The sequence below is a fragment of the Streptomyces panaciradicis genome, assembly GCF_023516615.1.
Classification (GTDB): Bacteria; Actinomycetota; Actinomycetes; order Streptomycetales; family Streptomycetaceae; genus Streptomyces; species Streptomyces panaciradicis.
Window position 1 is genome coordinate 114,115 of record NZ_JAMGBF010000037.1, and the last position, 16,751, is coordinate 130,865.

At 70.7% G+C, this 16,751-nt stretch carries 15 protein-coding genes; 2 read left to right on the plus strand and 13 right to left on the minus strand.

Translation table 11 applies throughout. The features are described from left to right. Window positions 1–21: 21 nt before the first annotated feature. On the minus strand, window positions 22–345 hold the full coding sequence (locus M8J74_RS15700; RefSeq protein ID WP_249836982.1) for a hypothetical protein: 324 nt from the start codon (window positions 343–345) through the stop codon (window positions 22–24). 309 nt (window positions 346–654) lie between these two features. On the opposite strand from M8J74_RS15700, the gene M8J74_RS15705 reads away from it, so the two are divergent. Continuing rightward, the gene (locus M8J74_RS15705) at window positions 655–1,182 is read left to right on the plus strand and encodes a universal stress protein (protein WP_058925138.1); all 528 of its coding nucleotides are present in this window, start codon (window positions 655–657) and stop codon (window positions 1,180–1,182) included. Between the two features lie 264 nt (window positions 1,183–1,446). Here M8J74_RS15705 and glmS read toward each other — a convergent pair whose 3' ends face one another. The 3 genes from glmS to M8J74_RS15720 form a co-directional block, all read right to left on the minus strand. Beyond that, complete coding sequence (gene glmS / locus M8J74_RS15710; RefSeq protein WP_249836983.1) at window positions 1,447–3,264, minus strand: glutamine--fructose-6-phosphate transaminase (isomerizing); 1,818 nt, start codon at window positions 3,262–3,264, stop codon at window positions 1,447–1,449. Between the two features lie 13 nt (window positions 3,265–3,277). Next, complete coding sequence (locus tag M8J74_RS15715; RefSeq protein WP_058925140.1) at window positions 3,278–3,535, minus strand: hypothetical protein; 258 nt, start codon at window positions 3,533–3,535, stop codon at window positions 3,278–3,280. Window positions 3,536–3,617: 82 nt separating this feature from the next. Continuing rightward, window positions 3,618–4,481, minus strand: a complete 864-nt coding sequence (locus tag M8J74_RS15720) for a DUF4429 domain-containing protein (protein ID WP_249836984.1) — start codon at window positions 4,479–4,481, stop codon at window positions 3,618–3,620. A gap of 60 nt (window positions 4,482–4,541) precedes the next feature. On the opposite strand from M8J74_RS15720, the gene M8J74_RS15725 reads away from it, so the two are divergent. Then, complete coding sequence (locus tag M8J74_RS15725; RefSeq protein ID WP_249836985.1) at window positions 4,542–6,125, plus strand: beta-N-acetylhexosaminidase; 1,584 nt, start codon at window positions 4,542–4,544, stop codon at window positions 6,123–6,125. Window positions 6,126–6,185: 60 nt separating this feature from the next. Here M8J74_RS15725 and M8J74_RS15730 read toward each other — a convergent pair whose 3' ends face one another. The 9 genes from M8J74_RS15730 to M8J74_RS15770 form a co-directional block, all read right to left on the minus strand. Further along, complete coding sequence (locus tag M8J74_RS15730) at window positions 6,186–7,955, minus strand: IucA/IucC family protein (protein ID WP_249836986.1); 1,770 nt, start codon at window positions 7,953–7,955, stop codon at window positions 6,186–6,188. Then, window positions 7,952–8,479, minus strand: a complete 528-nt coding sequence (locus M8J74_RS15735) for a GNAT family N-acetyltransferase (protein ID WP_249836987.1) — start codon at window positions 8,477–8,479, stop codon at window positions 7,952–7,954. Before M8J74_RS15735 ends, M8J74_RS15730 begins: the two co-directional genes overlap by 4 nt. Further along, window positions 8,476–9,762 (minus strand): lysine N(6)-hydroxylase/L-ornithine N(5)-oxygenase family protein, encoded by a 1,287-nt coding sequence (locus M8J74_RS15740; RefSeq protein WP_249836988.1) that lies wholly within the window; start codon window positions 9,760–9,762, stop codon window positions 8,476–8,478. The genes M8J74_RS15735 and M8J74_RS15740 overlap by 4 nt, the downstream gene beginning before the upstream one ends. Beyond that, window positions 9,746–11,188 (minus strand): lysine decarboxylase DesA, encoded by a 1,443-nt coding sequence (gene desA / locus M8J74_RS15745; protein ID WP_249836989.1) that lies wholly within the window; start codon window positions 11,186–11,188, stop codon window positions 9,746–9,748. Before desA ends, M8J74_RS15740 begins: the two co-directional genes overlap by 17 nt. A gap of 120 nt (window positions 11,189–11,308) precedes the next feature. Further along, window positions 11,309–12,145, minus strand: a complete 837-nt coding sequence (locus M8J74_RS15750) for a siderophore-interacting protein (RefSeq protein WP_249836990.1) — start codon at window positions 12,143–12,145, stop codon at window positions 11,309–11,311. Between the two features lies 1 nt (window position 12,146). Beyond that, the gene (locus M8J74_RS15755; protein ID WP_249836991.1) at window positions 12,147–13,199 is read right to left on the minus strand and encodes an ABC transporter substrate-binding protein; all 1,053 of its coding nucleotides are present in this window, start codon (window positions 13,197–13,199) and stop codon (window positions 12,147–12,149) included. A gap of 139 nt (window positions 13,200–13,338) precedes the next feature. Then, window positions 13,339–14,499, minus strand: coding sequence for an acyl-CoA dehydrogenase family protein (locus M8J74_RS15760; protein WP_249836992.1), 1,161 nt, complete (start codon window positions 14,497–14,499; stop codon window positions 13,339–13,341). A gap of 8 nt (window positions 14,500–14,507) precedes the next feature. Then, window positions 14,508–15,440: a hydroxymethylglutaryl-CoA lyase gene (locus M8J74_RS15765; RefSeq protein WP_249836993.1), complete on the minus strand. Its 933-nt coding sequence runs from the start codon at window positions 15,438–15,440 to the stop codon at window positions 14,508–14,510. Beyond that, window positions 15,437–16,751, minus strand: a 1,315-nt coding sequence (locus M8J74_RS15770) for an ATP-binding protein (protein WP_249836994.1), incomplete at its 5' end; no start/stop codon positions are given. The genes M8J74_RS15765 and M8J74_RS15770, both read right to left, overlap by 4 nt.

The window sequence follows — 16,751 nt, forward strand, 5'->3', positions numbered from 1 at the left end:
GGGCCCGTAGTGGGAAACCGGTCAGCCGACCGGTGTACTTCCGCCGGTGTGGCGTCCGCCTCGGTGAGTGCCCGTACCCGTTCTGTGACGGCGCCCGCGGTGAGGTGGGTTCTCTTCCGTGGGCACCCGGGCCGCGCCCCGCTCGGACTGGCGCAGCAGCAGCCGGCACACCGCTGTGACGGCGGCGAGGCCGAGGGCGGTTCCCGCCGCCCCGGCGAGCGAGGTGCCGTACCAGAGGAGGACCACCGGGACCAGGACGCAGCTGAAGGCCGCCCAGCGCACGACGTCGGTCGCGGGGTTCTCGGGCGGGCGGGACGGGTCGGGGGCGGGGGACGGTCCGGGCATGCGGGCTCCCTGGGGGACGGCTCACCGGGTTCAACGCCTGTTCGACCGGCCGGTCACTGCGCGTCCGCACCGGATGTGCGGCCGCGACGGGTGAATCCTGCGCGAACCGCCTGTACAGCGCAGCAACCATTGCGTTACGGGCGCCCCCTCGTGCATGCTCCCTGGAACCCCCACCGACGGAGGGCGGGATCTGGGCTAAGGAGGCGTGCCGCCGTACCCTTGGGGGTATGGGGCGGGAAAGATGATTCCCGGACAGCTCCGCCGCACACTGTCGTCCCTCCCATAAAGGATCACAACGCCGAGACAGCCATGGCCGGTCACGAATTCTTCGAACCCAGGGACCGCAAGCGGCCCGTCGCCGACCCCACGGCGGCCGAGCCCCTGGCGGCGGAAGAGCCACGCCATTCCTGCGATCCCGCCTTCAAGCACGGCGTGGTCGTCGGCTTCGACGGCTCCACGTCCAGTGAGCGCGCCCTCGCGTACGCCATCGGCATGGCCCACCGCTCCGGCTCGGGCCTGATCATCGTGCACGTCGCCAACCGGCTGCCCACCACGGTGTGGGCCGGCTGCGAGCCGCCGGTCTTCGTGGACGTGCCGGATCACCGCACCGAGGTGCTCGGGCTCGAGCTCGCCTGCGCCGAGTACCTCGCCGAAGTGCCCTGGATCCTGGTCGAGCGCGGCGGCGACATCTGCCACGAACTCGAAGAGGTGGGGCGCGAGTACGAGGCCGACGCGATCGTCGTCGGGTCGACGCACGGCATCGTCGGACGCATCTTCGGCTCCGTCGCGGGACGGCTCGCCAAGCGGGCGAAGCGGCCCGTCATCGTCATCCCCTGAGGCGCCCGCTCCCCAACTCCCTTGGTGCAGCGTGAAACTACTCGCGCGTAGAGGTGTTTGTGCCTTTGTGAAGGGCATACCTCTTGCGCGACGCGCTGCAGGCCGGGGGGTGACGGCCACCGGCTGACGCAGCGGCGGACCGGAGCGTTGGGCGGCTCCGGTCCCTGAAGGAACGACCCCCTGTGCTGGTGGCGCACAGGGGGTCGTTCACGTCCGGGCCGTCCAAGTCCGGCCGCGGCCAGGGCGGTTGCCGTCGGGCGGCCGCTACTCCACCGTCACCGACTTCGCGAGGTTGCGCGGCTTGTCGATGTCCCGGCCGAGGGCGAGTGCCGTGTGGTAGGCGAGCAGTTGGAGCGGGATGCCCATCAGGATCGGGTCGAGCTCGTCCTCGTTCTTGGGCACGACGACCGTGTGGTCGGCCTTCTCCTGGGGCTGGTGGGCCACCGCCAGGATCCGGCCGCTGCGGGCCTTGATCTCCTCCATCGCGGCGCGGTTCTTCTCCAGCAGGTCGTCGTCGGGGACGATCGCCACCGTGGGGAGGGCCGGCTCGATGAGGGCGAGGGGGCCGTGCTTGAGCTCGGAGGCGGGGTAGGCCTCCGCGTGGATGTAGGAGACCTCCTTGAGCTTCAGGGACGCCTCACGGGCCACCGGGTAGCCGCGGACCCGGCCGATGAAGAGCATCGAGCGGGCTTCGGCGTACTGCTCGGCCAGCTTCTTGATCTCGTCCTCCTGCTGGAGGACCTCGGTGATCTGCTCGGGCAGCCTGCGCAGGCCCTCGATGATCCGCTTGCCGTCGCGCACCGAGAGGTCACGGGTGCGGCCCAGGTGCAGGGCGAGCAGCGCGAAGGCGACCGTGGTGTTCGTGAAGCACTTGGTGGACACGACGCAGACCTCGGGGCCGGCGTGCACGTAGATGCCGGCGTCCGCCTCGCGGGCGATCGCCGAGCCGACCACGTTGACGATGCCGAAGACCCGCGCGCCCTTGCGCTTGAGCTCCTGGACGGCGGCCAGGACGTCGTAGGTCTCGCCGGACTGGGAGACGGCGACGTACAGGGTGTCGGGGTCGACGACCGCGTTGCGGTAGCGGAACTCGGAGGCCGGCTCGGCGTCCGCGGGGATGCGGGCCAGCTCCTCGATCATCTGGGCGCCGATCATGCCCGCGTGGTAGCTGGTGCCGCAGCCGAGGATCTTCACCCGGCGGATCTGCCGGGCCTCGCGGGCGTCCAGGTTCAGGCCGCCGAGGTGCACGGTGGAGAAGCGGTCGTCGATGCGGCCGCGCAGGACGCGGTCGACCGCCTCGGCCTGCTCGTGGATCTCCTTGTGCATGTAGGTGTCGTGGCCGCCCATGTCGTAGGAGGCCGCCTCCCACTCCACGGTGGTCGGCTCCGAGGTCGTCCGGGTGCCCTCGGTGGTGAAGGTGCGGAAGTCGTCGGCCTTGAGCGTGGCCATCTCGCCGTCGTCGAGGGTCACTATCTGCCGCGTGTGGGCGACCAGCGCGGCGATGTCCGAGGCGACGAACATCTCCTTCTCGCCGATGCCGAGGACGACCGGGGAGCCGTTGCGGGCCACCACGATGCGGTCGGGGAAGTCGGCGTGCATCACGGCGATGCCGTACGTGCCCTCGATGACCCGCAGGGTCTCGCGGACCCTGTCCTCCAGCTTCTCGGCCTGCGAGCGGGCGATCAGGTGGGTGAGGACCTCGGTGTCGGTCTCGGAGAGGAACTCGACGCCGTCCGCCTCCAGCTTGCGGCGCAGGTCGGAGGCGTTGTCGATGATGCCGTTGTGGACGACGGCGACCTTGTGGTCGGCCGACATGTGCGGGTGGGCGTTCACGTCGGACGGGGCGCCGTGGGTGGCCCAGCGGGTGTGGGCGATACCGGTGGTGCCCTTGAAGCGCGCCGGGACCTTCGCCTCCAGGTCGCGCACCCGGCCCTTGGCCTTGACCATCTTCAGGCCGGCCGTCTTCGGGGAGGTGACGACGATGCCCGCCGAGTCGTAGCCGCGGTATTCGAGGCGCTGCAGGCCCTCCAGCAGGAGGGGAGCGACGTCACGCTTCCCGATGTATCCGACGATTCCGCACATGTATACGTATTCCTCAGCCGTAGACCATGCGGCGCAGCTGCCGGAGCGTGAGCTCCGGCGGTGCGACCGCCCGGTAGGACAGGTCCGCCGCGATCCGTTCGAAGATCTCCGCGTTCACCAGGCCCTGGGCCTGCAGCTCGCGGTGGCGGCGACGGACGAACTCGGTGGTCGTCTCGTCGAAGTAGGCGAGCACGTCCTGGATCACCCGCAGCGCCTCGCCCCGGCTCAGGGGTGAGGAGCGCGTCAGGTGATCAACAAGTTCGTCGTGCACCCGGTAGATCCTGGGGTACGAGCGAGCCTTTCGCAACAATCCTGCCCGATATCGGGCAGGCGCACGGAGGTGCGGCCGGTGGTCACATGCGCTTGAGGATCGCCTGCTTGGTCATCCGGAACTCCTCGTCCGTCAGTACGCCCGTGCGGTGCAGCTCACCTAGTTCGCGCAGCCGGCGCAGCAGCGCGTCGGGGTCGTCCCGGGGCGCCTCGGGCAGTTCCCTGGGCGGCTCCTCGGCGGTCGCCGCCGACGGATGCGGCAGCCGTGCCTGGACGGCCGCCGCGACGAGGGCCATCAGCGGGTCCTTCTTGAAGCCCCACAGCTCCACGGAGTGGGGGTCGTACTTGGCCGGCGCCTTCGTCTGCGCGCCCCGCACCACGAACCGCAGATGCCCGTTCTCCAGGCCGACGGCCGGCTGCCACTCCACCCCGAGGAGGTCGGTGACGGCGAGCGTGCGGGTGCCGGCGGCGGCCTTGGCGTCCTCCGTCTTCCAGTTCCACTCCAGGCGCACGTGCTCACCGTCGAAGCTGGCCGTGCCGTCCCCGGCGGAGACCGACAGCGGGACGGAAGGACCCGGCAGCAGATACCCGGTCACCGGCTCGGACGGGACCTCGTCCAGCAGCAGGGCGCTGCGCACCTCGTCCACGAAGTACTCGGCCACTCCGTAGCGGTCGGACTCCACGAGAAGTTGGTAGGGGTCGTTGGGCTCGGTCAGACGGCCGCCGGAGGCGTGCAGCAGCGGGTCGGCGCCGTCGCGCAGCCGCAGCCTCAGCCGCCCCGACTTCTTGCCCTGCTCGAACGACACACCGGCCAACGCGCCCAGCGGGACGACGAGTTCACCCAGGGTCCGGCGGAGGAGGCTGACGTTTCTGTCCCGTCCGGGAGTCAGCCGCAGGGCGTCGCCGTCGAAGGCCCACGTGCCGTCCCTCTGGATGATTTCCGCCATGGGGGGATTGTTTCACCGGTTGTGCGGGAGAGTGGTCTCTACCAATCGGAGGGAGTGCATGTGAGACTGCACCGCGTTCTGGGATCGCTGCTGCTCGTGGCGGCGGCAGGCACCTTCACGGTAGGAGCGACCACGGTGACCTCGGTGACGAAGGCGGAACCCGCCCCCCTGGGCCGGGTGGTTCCCGCGCCCGAGTCGGTCAGGCCGGGCGGTGCGCCGTACCGCCTCAGCGGCTCCACCGTCATCCGTGTCGACGACACCCCGAAAGCACACCGGATCGGCGAGTACCTCGCCGGCATCCTGCGCCCGTCCACCGGCTACCGGCTGCCGCTGGTCACGCACGGCAGCACAGGCATCCAACTGCGGCTGACCCACGGCCGGTTCGGGGCCGAGGGCTACCGCCTCGACAGCGGACCCGACGGCGTCCGCATCACCGCCGACGAGTACGCCGGCCTCTTCCACGGCGTCCAGACCCTGCGCCAACTGCTCCCGGCTGCCGTCGAGAAGGATTCCGTCCAGCCCGGACCGTGGCTCGTCGCGGGCGGCACGATCACGGACCGCCCGCGCTACGCCTACCGCGGCGCGATGCTCGACGTCTCCCGCCACTTCTTCACCGTCGCCCAGGTCAAGCGCTACATCGACGAACTGGCCCTGTACAAGGTCAACAAGCTGCATCTGCACCTCAGCGACGACCAGGGCTGGCGCATCGCGATCGACTCCTGGCCGCGCCTTGCCACCTACGGCGGCTCGACCGAGGTCGGCGGCGGCCGGGGCGGCCACTACACCAAGGCCGACTACCAGGAGATCGTCCGCTACGCGGCCTCCCGCTACCTGGAGGTCGTGCCCGAGATCGACATGCCGGGCCACACCAACGCGGCCCTCGCCTCCTACGCGGACCTCAACTGCGACGGAGTGGCGCCCCCGCTCTACACCGGCACCGACGTCGGCTTCAGCTCGCTGTGCGTCGGCAAGGACCTCACCTACGACTTCGTCGACGACGTCGTCCGCGAGCTGGCGGCGATCACGCCGGGCCGCTATCTGCACATCGGCGGCGACGAGGCGCACTCCACCAGCCACGAGGACTACGTGAAGTTCATGGACCGGGTGCAGCCGGTCGTCGCCAAGTACGGCAAGACCGTCATCGGCTGGCACCAGCTGACCGGCGCGCACCCGGCCAAGGGCGCCCTCGCCCAGTACTGGGGCCTGGACGACACCAGCGCCGCGGAGAAGGAGCAGGTCGCCAAGGCCGCCCAGAACGGCACCGGGCTGATCCTCTCGCCCGCCGACCGGATCTACCTCGACATGAAGTACACCGAGGACACCCCGCTGGGCCAGGACTGGGCCGGACTGGTGGAGGTGAAGCGGGCCTACGACTGGGACCCGGGGAACTACCTGCCCGGGGCGCCGGGTTCGGCGGTCAAGGGCGTCGAGGCGCCGCTGTGGACGGAGACGATCGCGACGAGCGCCGACATCGAGCAGATGGCCTTCCCGCGGCTCGCGGGTGCGGCCGAACTCGGCTGGTCGCCGGCCTCCGCGCTCGGCCGGGACGCCTACCGCGTCCGGCTCGCCGCGCAGGGACCGCGCTGGGACGCGCTGGGCATCGGCTACTACCGGTCGCCGCAGGTGCCCTGGCCCGCGCGGTAGGCCGCTGATGCGGGGCGGGCACCCCGGAGGACCGTACTCCGGGGTGCCCGCCCGGCGTGATCAGAACCGGGCGACGGGATTGCCGAGGGTTCCGACCAGCTGGAGGGCGCCCGAGGGGTCCGCCAGGTCCACCATCTGCCGGTTGTCCCGCAGTTGCAGCCGGTTGAGGCAGGACAGCGCGAACTCGGGCGCGAACAGGTCGTACCGCTCGAACTTCTCGGCCAGTTCCGGCACCGACGCCTGGTACTCGCGGCTGACGTCGGCGACCGTCCGCCAGAAGCCGTCCTCCTCCAGCACCCCCGCGTCGGCGAGGTTGGCGGCGAGGAAGCGGAAGAAGCAGTCGAAGACGTCGGTGAAGATCGACAGCAGCTTCTTGTCCTCCGGCACCTCGACCCGGATCCGCCGCACCTCGGGCGGCAGCACCGCGTCCGGGTCCATGACGGCGATCTCCTCGGCGATGTCCTTGTAGATCGCGCGCTGCACGGCGCCGTCCTTCAGCACGAGGATCACGTTCTCGCCGTGCGGCATGTAGACCAGGTCGTAGGCGTAGAAGCTGTGCAGCAGCGGGACGTAGTACGCCCGCAGGTACTGCCGCAGCCACTCCCGCGGTGCCAGGCCCGACTGCTCGACGAGCGCCGCCGCGAAGGACGCGCCCTCGTGGTCGACGTGCAGGAGGGAGGCCATGGTGGCGAGCGACTCGCCCTCCCGCAGGCCGGCCACCGGGCTCTCGCGCCACAGCGCGGCGAGCATCTTGCGGTACGGCGAGTAGCGGTCGGTCGCCCGCTCGTACTCCAGGTGCCGGTAGCCGACGGCGGCCCGCTCCCGGATGACCGTCACACCCGTGGACTTCAGCACCGGGTCGCCCTCGACGAGCCGGGCCAGCCAGTCGTTGATCGCCGGGGTCGCCTCCATGTACGCGGCCGACAGCCCGCGCATGAAGCCCATGTTGAGCACGGACAGCGCCGTCTTCACGTAGTGCTTCTCGGGGTGGGAGCGGTTGAAGAAGGTCCGGATGGACTGCTGGGCCAGGTATTCGTCGTCGCCCTCGCCCAGGCAGACCAGGTTGCGGCGGGCGACCTCGGCGGCGAAGGTGACGGTGAGCTTGTTCCACCACTGCCAGGGGTGCACCGGGATGAACAGGTAGTCGGCGGGGTCCAGGCCCTGCTCGCCGAGGACGCCGTGGAAGCGCTCGACGGTGGCCTCGCCCAACTCCTGGCGTACGAAGGTCTCGTACTCGATCCCGACGCCCGCGGTGAAGGCCGCGCGGGAGCGGTGGGCGGCCAGCCACACCAGGCGGACCGGGCTCGCGGTCTCGGGGGCGTACGACAGGTACTCGTGGATGCCGAAGCCGAGGCGGCCGTTGTTGGCGACGAAGCAGGGGTGGCCCTCGGTCATGCCGGTCTCGACGGCCTGGAAGCCGGAGCGGGCCAGCTCGGCGACCGGGACCTGCGGCTTGGTGAGCTTGTAGCAGGTGCCGGAGAGCGTGGAGGAGATCTCCTCCAGGTAGACCGGGAGGATCTCGTCGCTCAGGCCGAGCGTGTCCTTCAGCTCGATGAAGAAGTCCAGTGCCGCGAGCGGGAGTTCGGCGCCGTCGCGGGTGCGGGACAGGGAGGCGGGGTCGATGTGCCAGTGGTCGAGGGCGCGGCGGACGGCGGTGAAGCGGTAGCGGGTCAGACCGTCGTCGCCGCGGACGACGTACTCCTCGCCGTCCCTCTCCGGCGTGATCAGCCGCTCGTGCGCGAACTCGGCCAGGGCCTTGCGGATCAGGAGGCGGTTGGCCTGCTCCCAGCGCTCCGGGGAGAGGTGGGCGACGGAGTCGGCGAGGCTCATGCCGGCACCGCCTTCTCGAACCGCTCCCGTGTGCAGAAGCTCAGCAACGCCTTCTTCTCCGGCTTCTGTATCTCCCGCTCGGGCACGAACCCGACGGCTGCGTTCAGGGCGTGGACGGCCTTGTTGGCGACGTCCGGCTCGACGACCACCCGCCGGACCGCCGGGTCCTCGAAGAGGTGCGCCATGACGGCGGTGATCACGGCGCGGGTGAAGCCGTGCACGGGGGTGTCGGTGGGCGGGGTCAGGAAGTGCATGCCCACGTCCCCGGGCAACGGCTCGTACAGCCCGACGAGTTCGCGGTGGGCGGGGTCGTACTTCTCCATGAGGAAGGCGGGCACGCCGTCGGCGTCGAGTCCGAGGAGCGCGTGGTGGTGTGCGTCGGCGGCGATCTCCATGTAGGCCCGCTCGACGTCCTCCAGCCTGGCGTCCCGCATCATCCAGAAGGCCGCCTTGGGGTGGGTCACCCAGGAGTGCAGCAACTCGGCGTCCTTGAGGGGGTCGAGAGGGCGGAAGGTGAAGGTCATACGGCGAACTCCTGGAAGGCGATGGTCTTCTCGACCGGGTAGTACTCGGTGCCGAGCAGCTCACGGATGATGTAGCTGTTGCGGTAGGCGCCCATGCCCAGGTCGGGGGAGGTGACGCTGTGCGTGTGCACGCCGGCGTTCTGCAGGAAGACGTCCCGCCCTGTGACGTCGATCGAGTAGTTGCGGGCGACGTCGAAGCGGCCGTGGCCGTCGAAGCGGAGGCGGTCGCGGATCGGGGCGAGGAAGGCCGGCGGCTCGTAGTGGTAGCCGGTGGCCAGCACCAGGCCCTCGGTGCGGATCTCGAAGTCCTTGTCCTGCTCGTCCTGGTGGAAGCCGAGGGTGTACTGCCCGTCCTGGTAACGGGCGTCGACGAGCGAGGAGTTGGTGAGCAGGCGGGTGGGGACCGGGCGGTCGCCGCTGACGACGTCCTTCTGGTACAGCAGGTCGAAGATGGCGTCGATCAGGTCCGAGTTGATGCCCTTGAACAGGCCCTTCTGCTGCTTCTCCAGCCGGTAGCGGGTCTCCTCGGGCAGTGCGCGGAAGTAGTCGATGTAGTCCGGGGAGGTCATCTCCAGGGTGAGTTTGGTGTACTCCAGCGGGAAGAACCGCGGGGAGCGGGTGACCCAGTTCAGCTCGTAGCCGTGGACGTCGATCTCGGCGAGGAGTTCGTGGTAGATCTCCGCGGCGCTCTGGCCGCTGCCGACGACCGTGATCGAGCCCTTGCGCTGCAGTTCCGCCTTGCGGTGCATGTACTGCGCGGTGTGGATGAGGTCGCCGTCCAGGCCCCGGCACGGTTCCGGGACGAAGGGGACCGTGCCGGTGCCGAGGACCAGCCGGCGGGCGCGGTAGGCGTCGCCGGCCTCGGTGCGCACGACGTACAGTCCGTCCTCGTACGTCACCTCGCGCACCGTCGTGCCGAACCGGACGCTGCCGAGCCGGCTCGCCGCCCAGCGGCAGTAGTCGTCGTACTCGACGCGCAGCGGGTAGAAGTTCTCGCGGATGTAGAACGAGTACAGCCGGCCCTTTTCCTTGAGGTAGTTGAGGAAGGAGAAGGGCGAGGTGGGGTCGGCCAGGGTGACCAGGTCCGACATGAACGGGGTCTGCAGGTGGGCGCCGTCCAGGAACATGCCCGCGTGCCACTCGAAGTCCGGCTTGGACTCCAGGAAGAGGCCGTCGAGTTCGGCGATCGGCTCGGTGAGGCAGGCCAGGCCGAGGTTGAAGGGGCCGAGCCCGATGCCCACGAAGTCGTAGGTGTGCACGGCGGGTTCAGGAAGCGCGGTCAAGGGACTCTCCCAGGTACTGCTCGGCGTGGCCGGCGATCAGGTCGAGGACGGCGGCGATGTCGTCGGCCGTCGTCTCGGGGTTGAGCAGGGTGAACTTCAGGTAGTGGCGGCCGTGGACCTTGGTGCCCGCGACGACGGCGGCCCCGGACGCGAACAGGGCCTTGCGGGCGTGCAGGTTGGCGCGGTCGATCTCGGCGGGGTCGGTCACGGCGGCGGGGACGTAGCGGAAGACGAGGGTGGACAGGGACGGCCGCACGACCACGTCGAAGCGGGGGTCGGCCGCGAGGAGCCGCCAGCCCTCCTCCGCCAGGTCGCAGACCTCGTCGAAGAGTTCGCCGATCCCGTCGGCGCCCATCACCCGCAGCGTCATCCACAGCTTGAGGGCGTCGAAGCGGCGGGTGGTCTGCAGGGACTTGTCGACCTGGTTGGGGATGCGCTCGGTGACCATGCGCCGCGGGTTGAGGTACTCCGCGTGGTAGGTGGCGTGGCGCAGGGTCGCGGCGTCGCGGACCAGGACGGCCGAGGAACTCACCGGCTGGAAGAAGGACTTGTGGTAGTCGACGGTGACCGAGTCGGCGCGCTCGATGCCGTCGACGCGGTCCCGGTACTTCCGGGAGGCCAGCAGCCCGCAGCCGTAGGCGGCGTCGACGTGCATCCAGGTGCCGTACTGGGCGCACAGCTCGGCGATCTCGGGCAGCGGGTCGATGGAGCCGAAGTCGGTGGTGCCGGCGGTGGCGACGACGGCCATGGGGACCAGGCCGTCCGCGCGGCAGCGCTCCAGTTCGCGGGCGAGGGCGACGGTCTGCATCCGCTTGTCGTGGTCGACGGGGACGGTCACGACGGCGTCGGGGCCGAGGCCGAGCAGTTTCGCGGCCTTCTGCACGCTGAAGTGGCCGACCTCGGAGGCGAAGACGCGCAGCCGGGCGAGGCTGTCGGTCTTGGCCTCCTCGCGGGCCAGCAGCAGCGCCTGGAGGTTGGACTGGGTGCCGCCGGAGGTGAACACGCCGTCGGCGCCGGAGCCGAGGCCGATGCGGGCGGCCGTCCAGTCGATGAGCCTGCGCTCGATGAGGGTGCCGCCGGCCGACTGGTCCCAGGTGTCCAGGGAGGAGTTGACGGCGGACAGGACGGCCTCGCCGAGGACGGCCGGGATGACGACCGGGCAGTTGAGGTGGGCGAGGTAGCGGGGGTGGTGGAAGTAGACCGCGTCCCGGAGATAGACCTCCTCCAGCTCGTCCAGGGCGGCGCCGGTGTCGCCGAGCGGCCGGTCCAGGTCGATGGCGTCGATCCGGGGGGTGAGGGCGTCGACGGTGACACCGGTGAACGGACGGTCGGTGGTGGCGAGTTTGGCCGCCACCCGCTCTACTCCTTCGGTCACGGAGCGGCGGTAGTGCTCCGCGGTGAGGTCATTGAGCAGGTGCGAGCGCATGTGGGGGCCCTCCGGTGGGGAGTCCGTGCGGGGTGGGAGAGAGAAGGAAGCCACGGCTTCAACTTAGGTTAGCCTAACCTAAGTTACGAGGGTCCAATCCTCCCTCTCCCGTGACCGCCGTCACTCCTGTGCGCGCAACTGCTCCTCGCTCAGGCCCTGCCGCCAGTACCCGACGAAGGTGACCCGCCGGCGGTCGATCCCGCGCTCGCGCACGAAGTGCCGGCGCAGCTCCTTCACGCAGCCCGACTCGCCCGCGATCCACACGTACGGCTTTTGTGCGGGCGGGAGTTGAGCGGCGCGCAGGGCGTCGAGGGCGAGGGGGGAGCACGGGGCGGCGTCGCCGTCGTCGCGGACCAGCCAGGTGATCTCGGCGTCCGCGGCCGTCGGCAGGTCCTGGATGTTCCCGGCGTCGCGCACCTCCAGCCAGACCCGGGCGGGGGTGCCGGGCGGCAGCGACTCCAGGACGGACGAGACCGCCGGAAGGGCGCTCTCGTCGCCCCACAGCACCATGAGGTCGGTGTCCTCGGGCGGACGGAAGCGGATCGCGCGGTTGTCCGCGATCGCCGGGCCCAGGATGAGCACGCGGTCACCGGCGACCGCCCGGGCGGCCCAGGCGGAGGCGGGGCCGGCGGGGGTGTGCAGCACGAAGTCGATGTCGACCTCGTCGGGGTCGTGCCGCAGCGCCCGGAGCGTGTACGAGCGCATCACGGCCCGTACGTCGTCCGGGAGTTCGCGCCAGGCCTGCCACCAGCCGTCCCCGAGGTCGAGCGGCACCACGGGCGCCGGCTGGCCGGGCTGCGGCACGAACAGCGACAGAGACTGGTCGAGGCCGTCGGAGAGGCAGTGGGTCAGGTCCTCGCCGGTGAAGGTGACGCGGACCAGGGACGGGCCGAGCCGCCTCGTCCGGGTCACCTGGAGGGAGAAGAAACGGAACGGGGCGGCTACGGCCGTAGTCATGTCAAGCGACCTTCTTCGCCTTCTCGATGGCCTCGGCGAGGCTCGTCAGCAGGGGCGTGCACTTGTCGTAGGACAGGATCGGCTCGGGGTTGCGGGCGATGACCTGGCCCGCCTTGACCGCGGGGAGCTTCTTCCAGGTCGCCTCGGTGATGTCGGCGGGCTGGATGGCCGAGGTGCGGTTGTCCATCATGATGATGTCCGCCGCGTACTTGTCGACGTTCTCCCAGCTCAGCGACTCGTACCAGCCGCCGCCCTTCGCCTTGGCCTTCTCCGGGGGCTCGACGAAGTCCACGCCGAGGGCCTTGAAGTACTCCAGGTCGATGGAGAGGTTCGAGCCGGAGACGTAGAACAGGTCCTGGCTCGCGGAGCCCGCCATCACCTTGATGCCCGGGTTGGCCTTGGTGGCCGCGCGCAGCCGGGCCGCGGCGTCCTCGAAGGCCTTCTTCGCGGCCGTCACCTTGCTCGAAGCGGTGTCCGCGCCGAGGGACTTCGCGAGCTGGAGCATGCGCTGCAGCGGCTCGGTGAGCTGGCGGTCGTAGACGGAGATGCCGACGCTCGGCGCGCCCACGGCGAGGATCTTCTTCTTCGACTCCTCGGGGACGTACCAGAGCGTGCCGGCGTCGTCGAACATCGTGGAGATCAGCGCGTCGGGCGCGAGGGCGGCGTACTTCTCGATGTTGAACTGGCCCCACTCGTTGCCGAGGACGGTGACCTTGCTGACGTCCATGTCGCCGGCCTGGACGTCGGCCTTGCCGTCCTTGGTCCGCGTCGGGCCGAAGACGCCCTTGGCCTGGATGCCGTAGTCGTACAGCGCGGCGGCGACACCGACGAACGCCACGATGTTCGAGGGGATGGTGTCCGCCTGCGCGGTCTGGCCGCGGTCGTCCTTGAAGGACCAGGGGCCGGACTTGGCGGCAGCCGTCTCGCCGCTGCCCGAGCTCCCGCTTTTCGCGTCGTCGTCCCCGCAGGCCGCGAGCGCGGCACCGAGGCCGAGGGCCCCGCCCGCGGCGAGGACGCCGCGTCGGGTGAGGTGGGTGGCACGGGCATGGGGCATGGGTATGACTGCTTTCGAACGGGGCGGAGCGCCCGCCGGACAAGTTCGAATGTAGGTTAGCCTAACCTCACTCGTTGTCCAGAGGGCGGTGCGCCCCGCGCCGAGCCTGTGAGCAGCCTGTGCCGCTACGCCCTTCGGCTCAGCCCACGAGCCCCAACTCGCGGGCGATCAGCATGCGTTGGACCTCGCTCGTGCCCTCGCCGATCTCCAGGATCTTGGAGTCGCGCCACATGCGGGCCACCGGGTACTCGTTCATGAAGCCGTAGCCGCCGTGGATCTGGGTGGCGTCACGGGCGTTGTCGACGGCGACGGTGGAGGAGTGCAGCTTGGCCAGGGCGGCCTCCTTCTTGAAGGGCGCGCCGGACACCAGCCGGGCCGCCGCGTCCCGCCAGGCCAGCCGGGCCGTGTGGGCCTTCATCTCCATGTCGGCGATCTTGAACTGGATGGCCTGGTTGGCGCCGATCGGCCGCCCGAAGGCGTGCCGCTCCTTGGCGTACTTCACCGACTCGTCCACGCAGCCCTGCGCGAGCCCCGTGGCGAGCGCCGCGATGGCCACCCGGCCCTCGTCGAGGATGCGCAGGAACTGGGCGTAGCCGCGGCCCTGTTCGCCCAGGAGGTTGGCGGCCGGGACCCGTACGTCCTGGAAGGACAGCTCGCGGGTGTCGGAGGCGTTCCAGCCGACCTTCGAGTACGGCGCCGCGACCGTGAAGCCCGGCGTGCCGGACGGGACGATGATCGAGGAGATGAGCGGCCTGCCGTCGGGCTTGCGCCCGGTGACCGCCGTGACCGTCACCAACCCCGTCACGTCGGTGCCCGAGTTGGTGATGAAGCACTTCGTGCCGTTGATCACCCATTCGTTCGTCGCCTCGTCCAGGCGGGCCGTCGTCCGGGTCGCCCCGGCGTCGCTGCCGCCGTCCGGCTCGGTCAGGCCGAAGGCGCCGAGGATCTCGCCGGAGCACAGCCGGGGCAGCCACTCGGCCTTCTGCTCGGGCGTGCCGAACAGATGGATCGGCATGGCGCCCAGGGAGACGCCCGCCTCCAGGGTGATGGCCACCGACGAGTCCACGCGGGCCAGTTCCTCCAGCGCCACGCCCAGCGCCAGGTAGTCGCCGCCCATGCCGCCGTACTCCTCGGGGAACGGCAGACCGAACAGTCCCATGCGGCCCATCTCGCGGACGATCTCGTACGGGAACTCGTGGTGCTCGTAGAACTCGCCGATCTTGGGAGCCACGACGTCGTGCGCGAACTCCTCGACGGTGCGCCGGAGTTCCTCCAGCTCGGGGGAGAGTCGGTAGTCCATGGCGGTGATCACTGCTCCTGGTGGGAGAGGGCTCGGACGGTGCGGGACGGGCTGGGTCGGCCCAGTTGTTCGGCCATCCACACGCTCGTGGCGACGAGACGGCCGAGGTCGACTCCGGTGTCGATGCCGAGACCCTGAAGCATCCACACGAGGTCTTCGGTGGCGAGGTTGCCGGTGGCGGACTTGGCGTACGGGCAGCCGCCGAGGCCGCCGGCGGAGGCGTCGACGGTCGTGACGCCCCGCCGGAGCGCGGCCAGGGTGTTGGCGAGGGCCTGGCCGTAGGTGTCGTGGAAGTGCACGCCGACGACGTCGGCGTGCACGCCCTCGGCGTCGAGCGCGGTGAGCAGCGCGTCCACGTGCCCCGGTGTGGCCACGCCGATCGTGTCGCCGAGGCTCAGCTCCTGGCAGCCCATGTCCATCAGCGCCTTGCAGACCCGGACGACCTGGGGGACCGGGACCGCGCCCTCCCAGGGGTCGCCGAAGCACATCGAGACGTAGCCGCGCACATGGGCGCCCTCGTCCCGGGCGTGCCGCACGACCGGATCGAACACCGCGAGCGACTCGTCGACGGTGCGGTTGAGGTTGGCCTTGGCGAAGGACTCGGTGGCGCTCGCGAAGACCGCCACGCGGCGGGCGCCGAGGGCGAGGGCCCGGTCGAGCCCGCGCTGGTTGGGCACCAGCACCGGCAGGTCCACGGGCAGCTCGCGGACCAGGGGGAACAGCGCTTCCGCGTCGGCCAGTTGGGGCACCCACTTGGGGTGCACGAAGCTGGTCGCCTCGATCGTGGTCAGTCCCGCGTCGGCCAGGCGGCGCACGAACTCCGCCTTCACCTCCGTCGGCACGGCCGACTTCTCGTTCTGCAGGCCGTCGCGCGCGCCGACCTCGTGGATGCGGACCCGCGCGGGCAGGCCCGCGGCCGGTACGACCATGGGGAGCGTCACTGGTCCTCCTCCACCGGGGTGATGACGGCGAGCACCTGGTCCATGGCGACCGTGGTGCCCGGGGAGACGTCCAGTTCGGCGACCGTGCCGGCGTGCGGGGCGGAGATGACGTGCTCCATCTTCATCGCCTCGACCACCAGCAGGGACTGGCCCGCGGCCACCTCGTCGCCGACGGCGACCTTCACCACGGTGACCGTGCCGGGCATGGGCGCGGTGAGGGAGTCGGCGCCCGCGTGCTCGGCGCGGGTGAGGGACGCGGCGACGGGGTCGTGGTCGCGCACCTGCCAGACGTCGCCGTCGCGGCCGAGCCAGTCGGCGGCGCGGTGGAAGGTGTGGCGGACGCCGTCGAGGGTGACGGAGACCGTGTCGTCGCCGACGGTGTGGGTGCCGCGGGGCACGTACTCGACGGGCTCCTGCACGCGCAGGTGGAAGCCGACCGGCCTGGGCGTGCCGCCGAGCCGCCAGCCGCTCGGCACCGAGAACGGGTCGGTCCAGCCGCCCCCGCGCGGCCGCAGCGCGTCCAGGCGCACGGCCGCCGCGGCCTCGTACACCTCCTCCGGCACGTCCGCGGGCACGAGGTCGTCCACCACGCGCTCCACCAGCCCGGTGTCCAGCTCGCCCGCCACCACGCAAGGGTGCGCGAGCAGCCGCCGCAGGAACCCGGCGTTGGTCTGCACCCCGAGCGTCACCGTCTCCGCCAGGGCGGCCCGCAGCTTCCGGATCGCGGTCGCCCGGTCGGGGCCGTACGCGATCACCTTGGACAGCATCGGGTCGTACAGCGAGCCGACCTCCGTGCCCTCGCTGAGCCCGGAGTCGGTGCGCACGCCGTCGCCCTGCGGTTCGGCCAGCCTCAGCACCGTGCCGCCGGAGGGCAGGAACCCGCGCGCGGGGTCCTCGGCGCACAGCCGCGCCTCGATGGCGTGCCCGGTCAGCGTGATGTCGTCCTGCCCGTACGGCAGTCGCTCACCCGCCGCCACCCGCAGCTGCCACTCCACCAGGTCCAGGCCGGTGATCAGCTCGGTGACCGGGTGCTCGACCTGGAGGCGGGTGTTCATCTCCATGAAGTAGTACGACGACGGGTCGTCGCCCGGCACGATGAACTCCACCGTGCCCGCGCCGCGGTACCCGCACGAGCGTGCCGCCTGCACCGCGGCCTCGCCCATCGCGGACCGCGTCGCCTCGTCGAGGAGCACACTGGGCGCTTCCTCGATGATCTTCTGGTGGCGGCGCTGCAGCGAGCACTCGCGCTCGCCGAGGTGGATCACGTTGCCGTGGCCGTCGGCCAGGACCTGGATCTCGATGTGCCGGGGG

Bases quoted from the DNA above. Each gene is read 5' to 3' on its own strand.
- M8J74_RS15700 (WP_249836982.1), bottom strand. From the start codon at position 345: ATGCCCGGACCGTCCCCCGCCCCCGACCCGTCCCGCCCGCCCGAGAAC.
- M8J74_RS15705 (WP_058925138.1), top strand. From the start codon at position 655: ATGGCCGGTCACGAATTCTTCGAACCCAGGGACCGCAAGCGGCCCGTC.
- glmS (WP_249836983.1), bottom strand. From the start codon at position 3,264: ATGTGCGGAATCGTCGGATACATCGGGAAGCGTGACGTCGCTCCCCTC.
- M8J74_RS15720 (WP_249836984.1), bottom strand. From the start codon at position 4,481: ATGGCGGAAATCATCCAGAGGGACGGCACGTGGGCCTTCGACGGCGAC.
- M8J74_RS15730 (WP_249836986.1), bottom strand. From the start codon at position 7,955: ATGAGCCTCGCCGACTCCGTCGCCCACCTCTCCCCGGAGCGCTGGGAG.
- M8J74_RS15735 (WP_249836987.1), bottom strand. From the start codon at position 8,479: ATGACCTTCACCTTCCGCCCTCTCGACCCCCTCAAGGACGCCGAGTTG.
- desA (WP_249836989.1), bottom strand. From the start codon at position 11,188: ATGCGCTCGCACCTGCTCAATGACCTCACCGCGGAGCACTACCGCCGC.
- M8J74_RS15750 (WP_249836990.1), bottom strand. From the start codon at position 12,145: ATGACTACGGCCGTAGCCGCCCCGTTCCGTTTCTTCTCCCTCCAGGTG.
- M8J74_RS15755 (WP_249836991.1), bottom strand. From the start codon at position 13,199: ATGCCCCATGCCCGTGCCACCCACCTCACCCGACGCGGCGTCCTCGCC.
- M8J74_RS15760 (WP_249836992.1), bottom strand. From the start codon at position 14,499: ATGGACTACCGACTCTCCCCCGAGCTGGAGGAACTCCGGCGCACCGTC.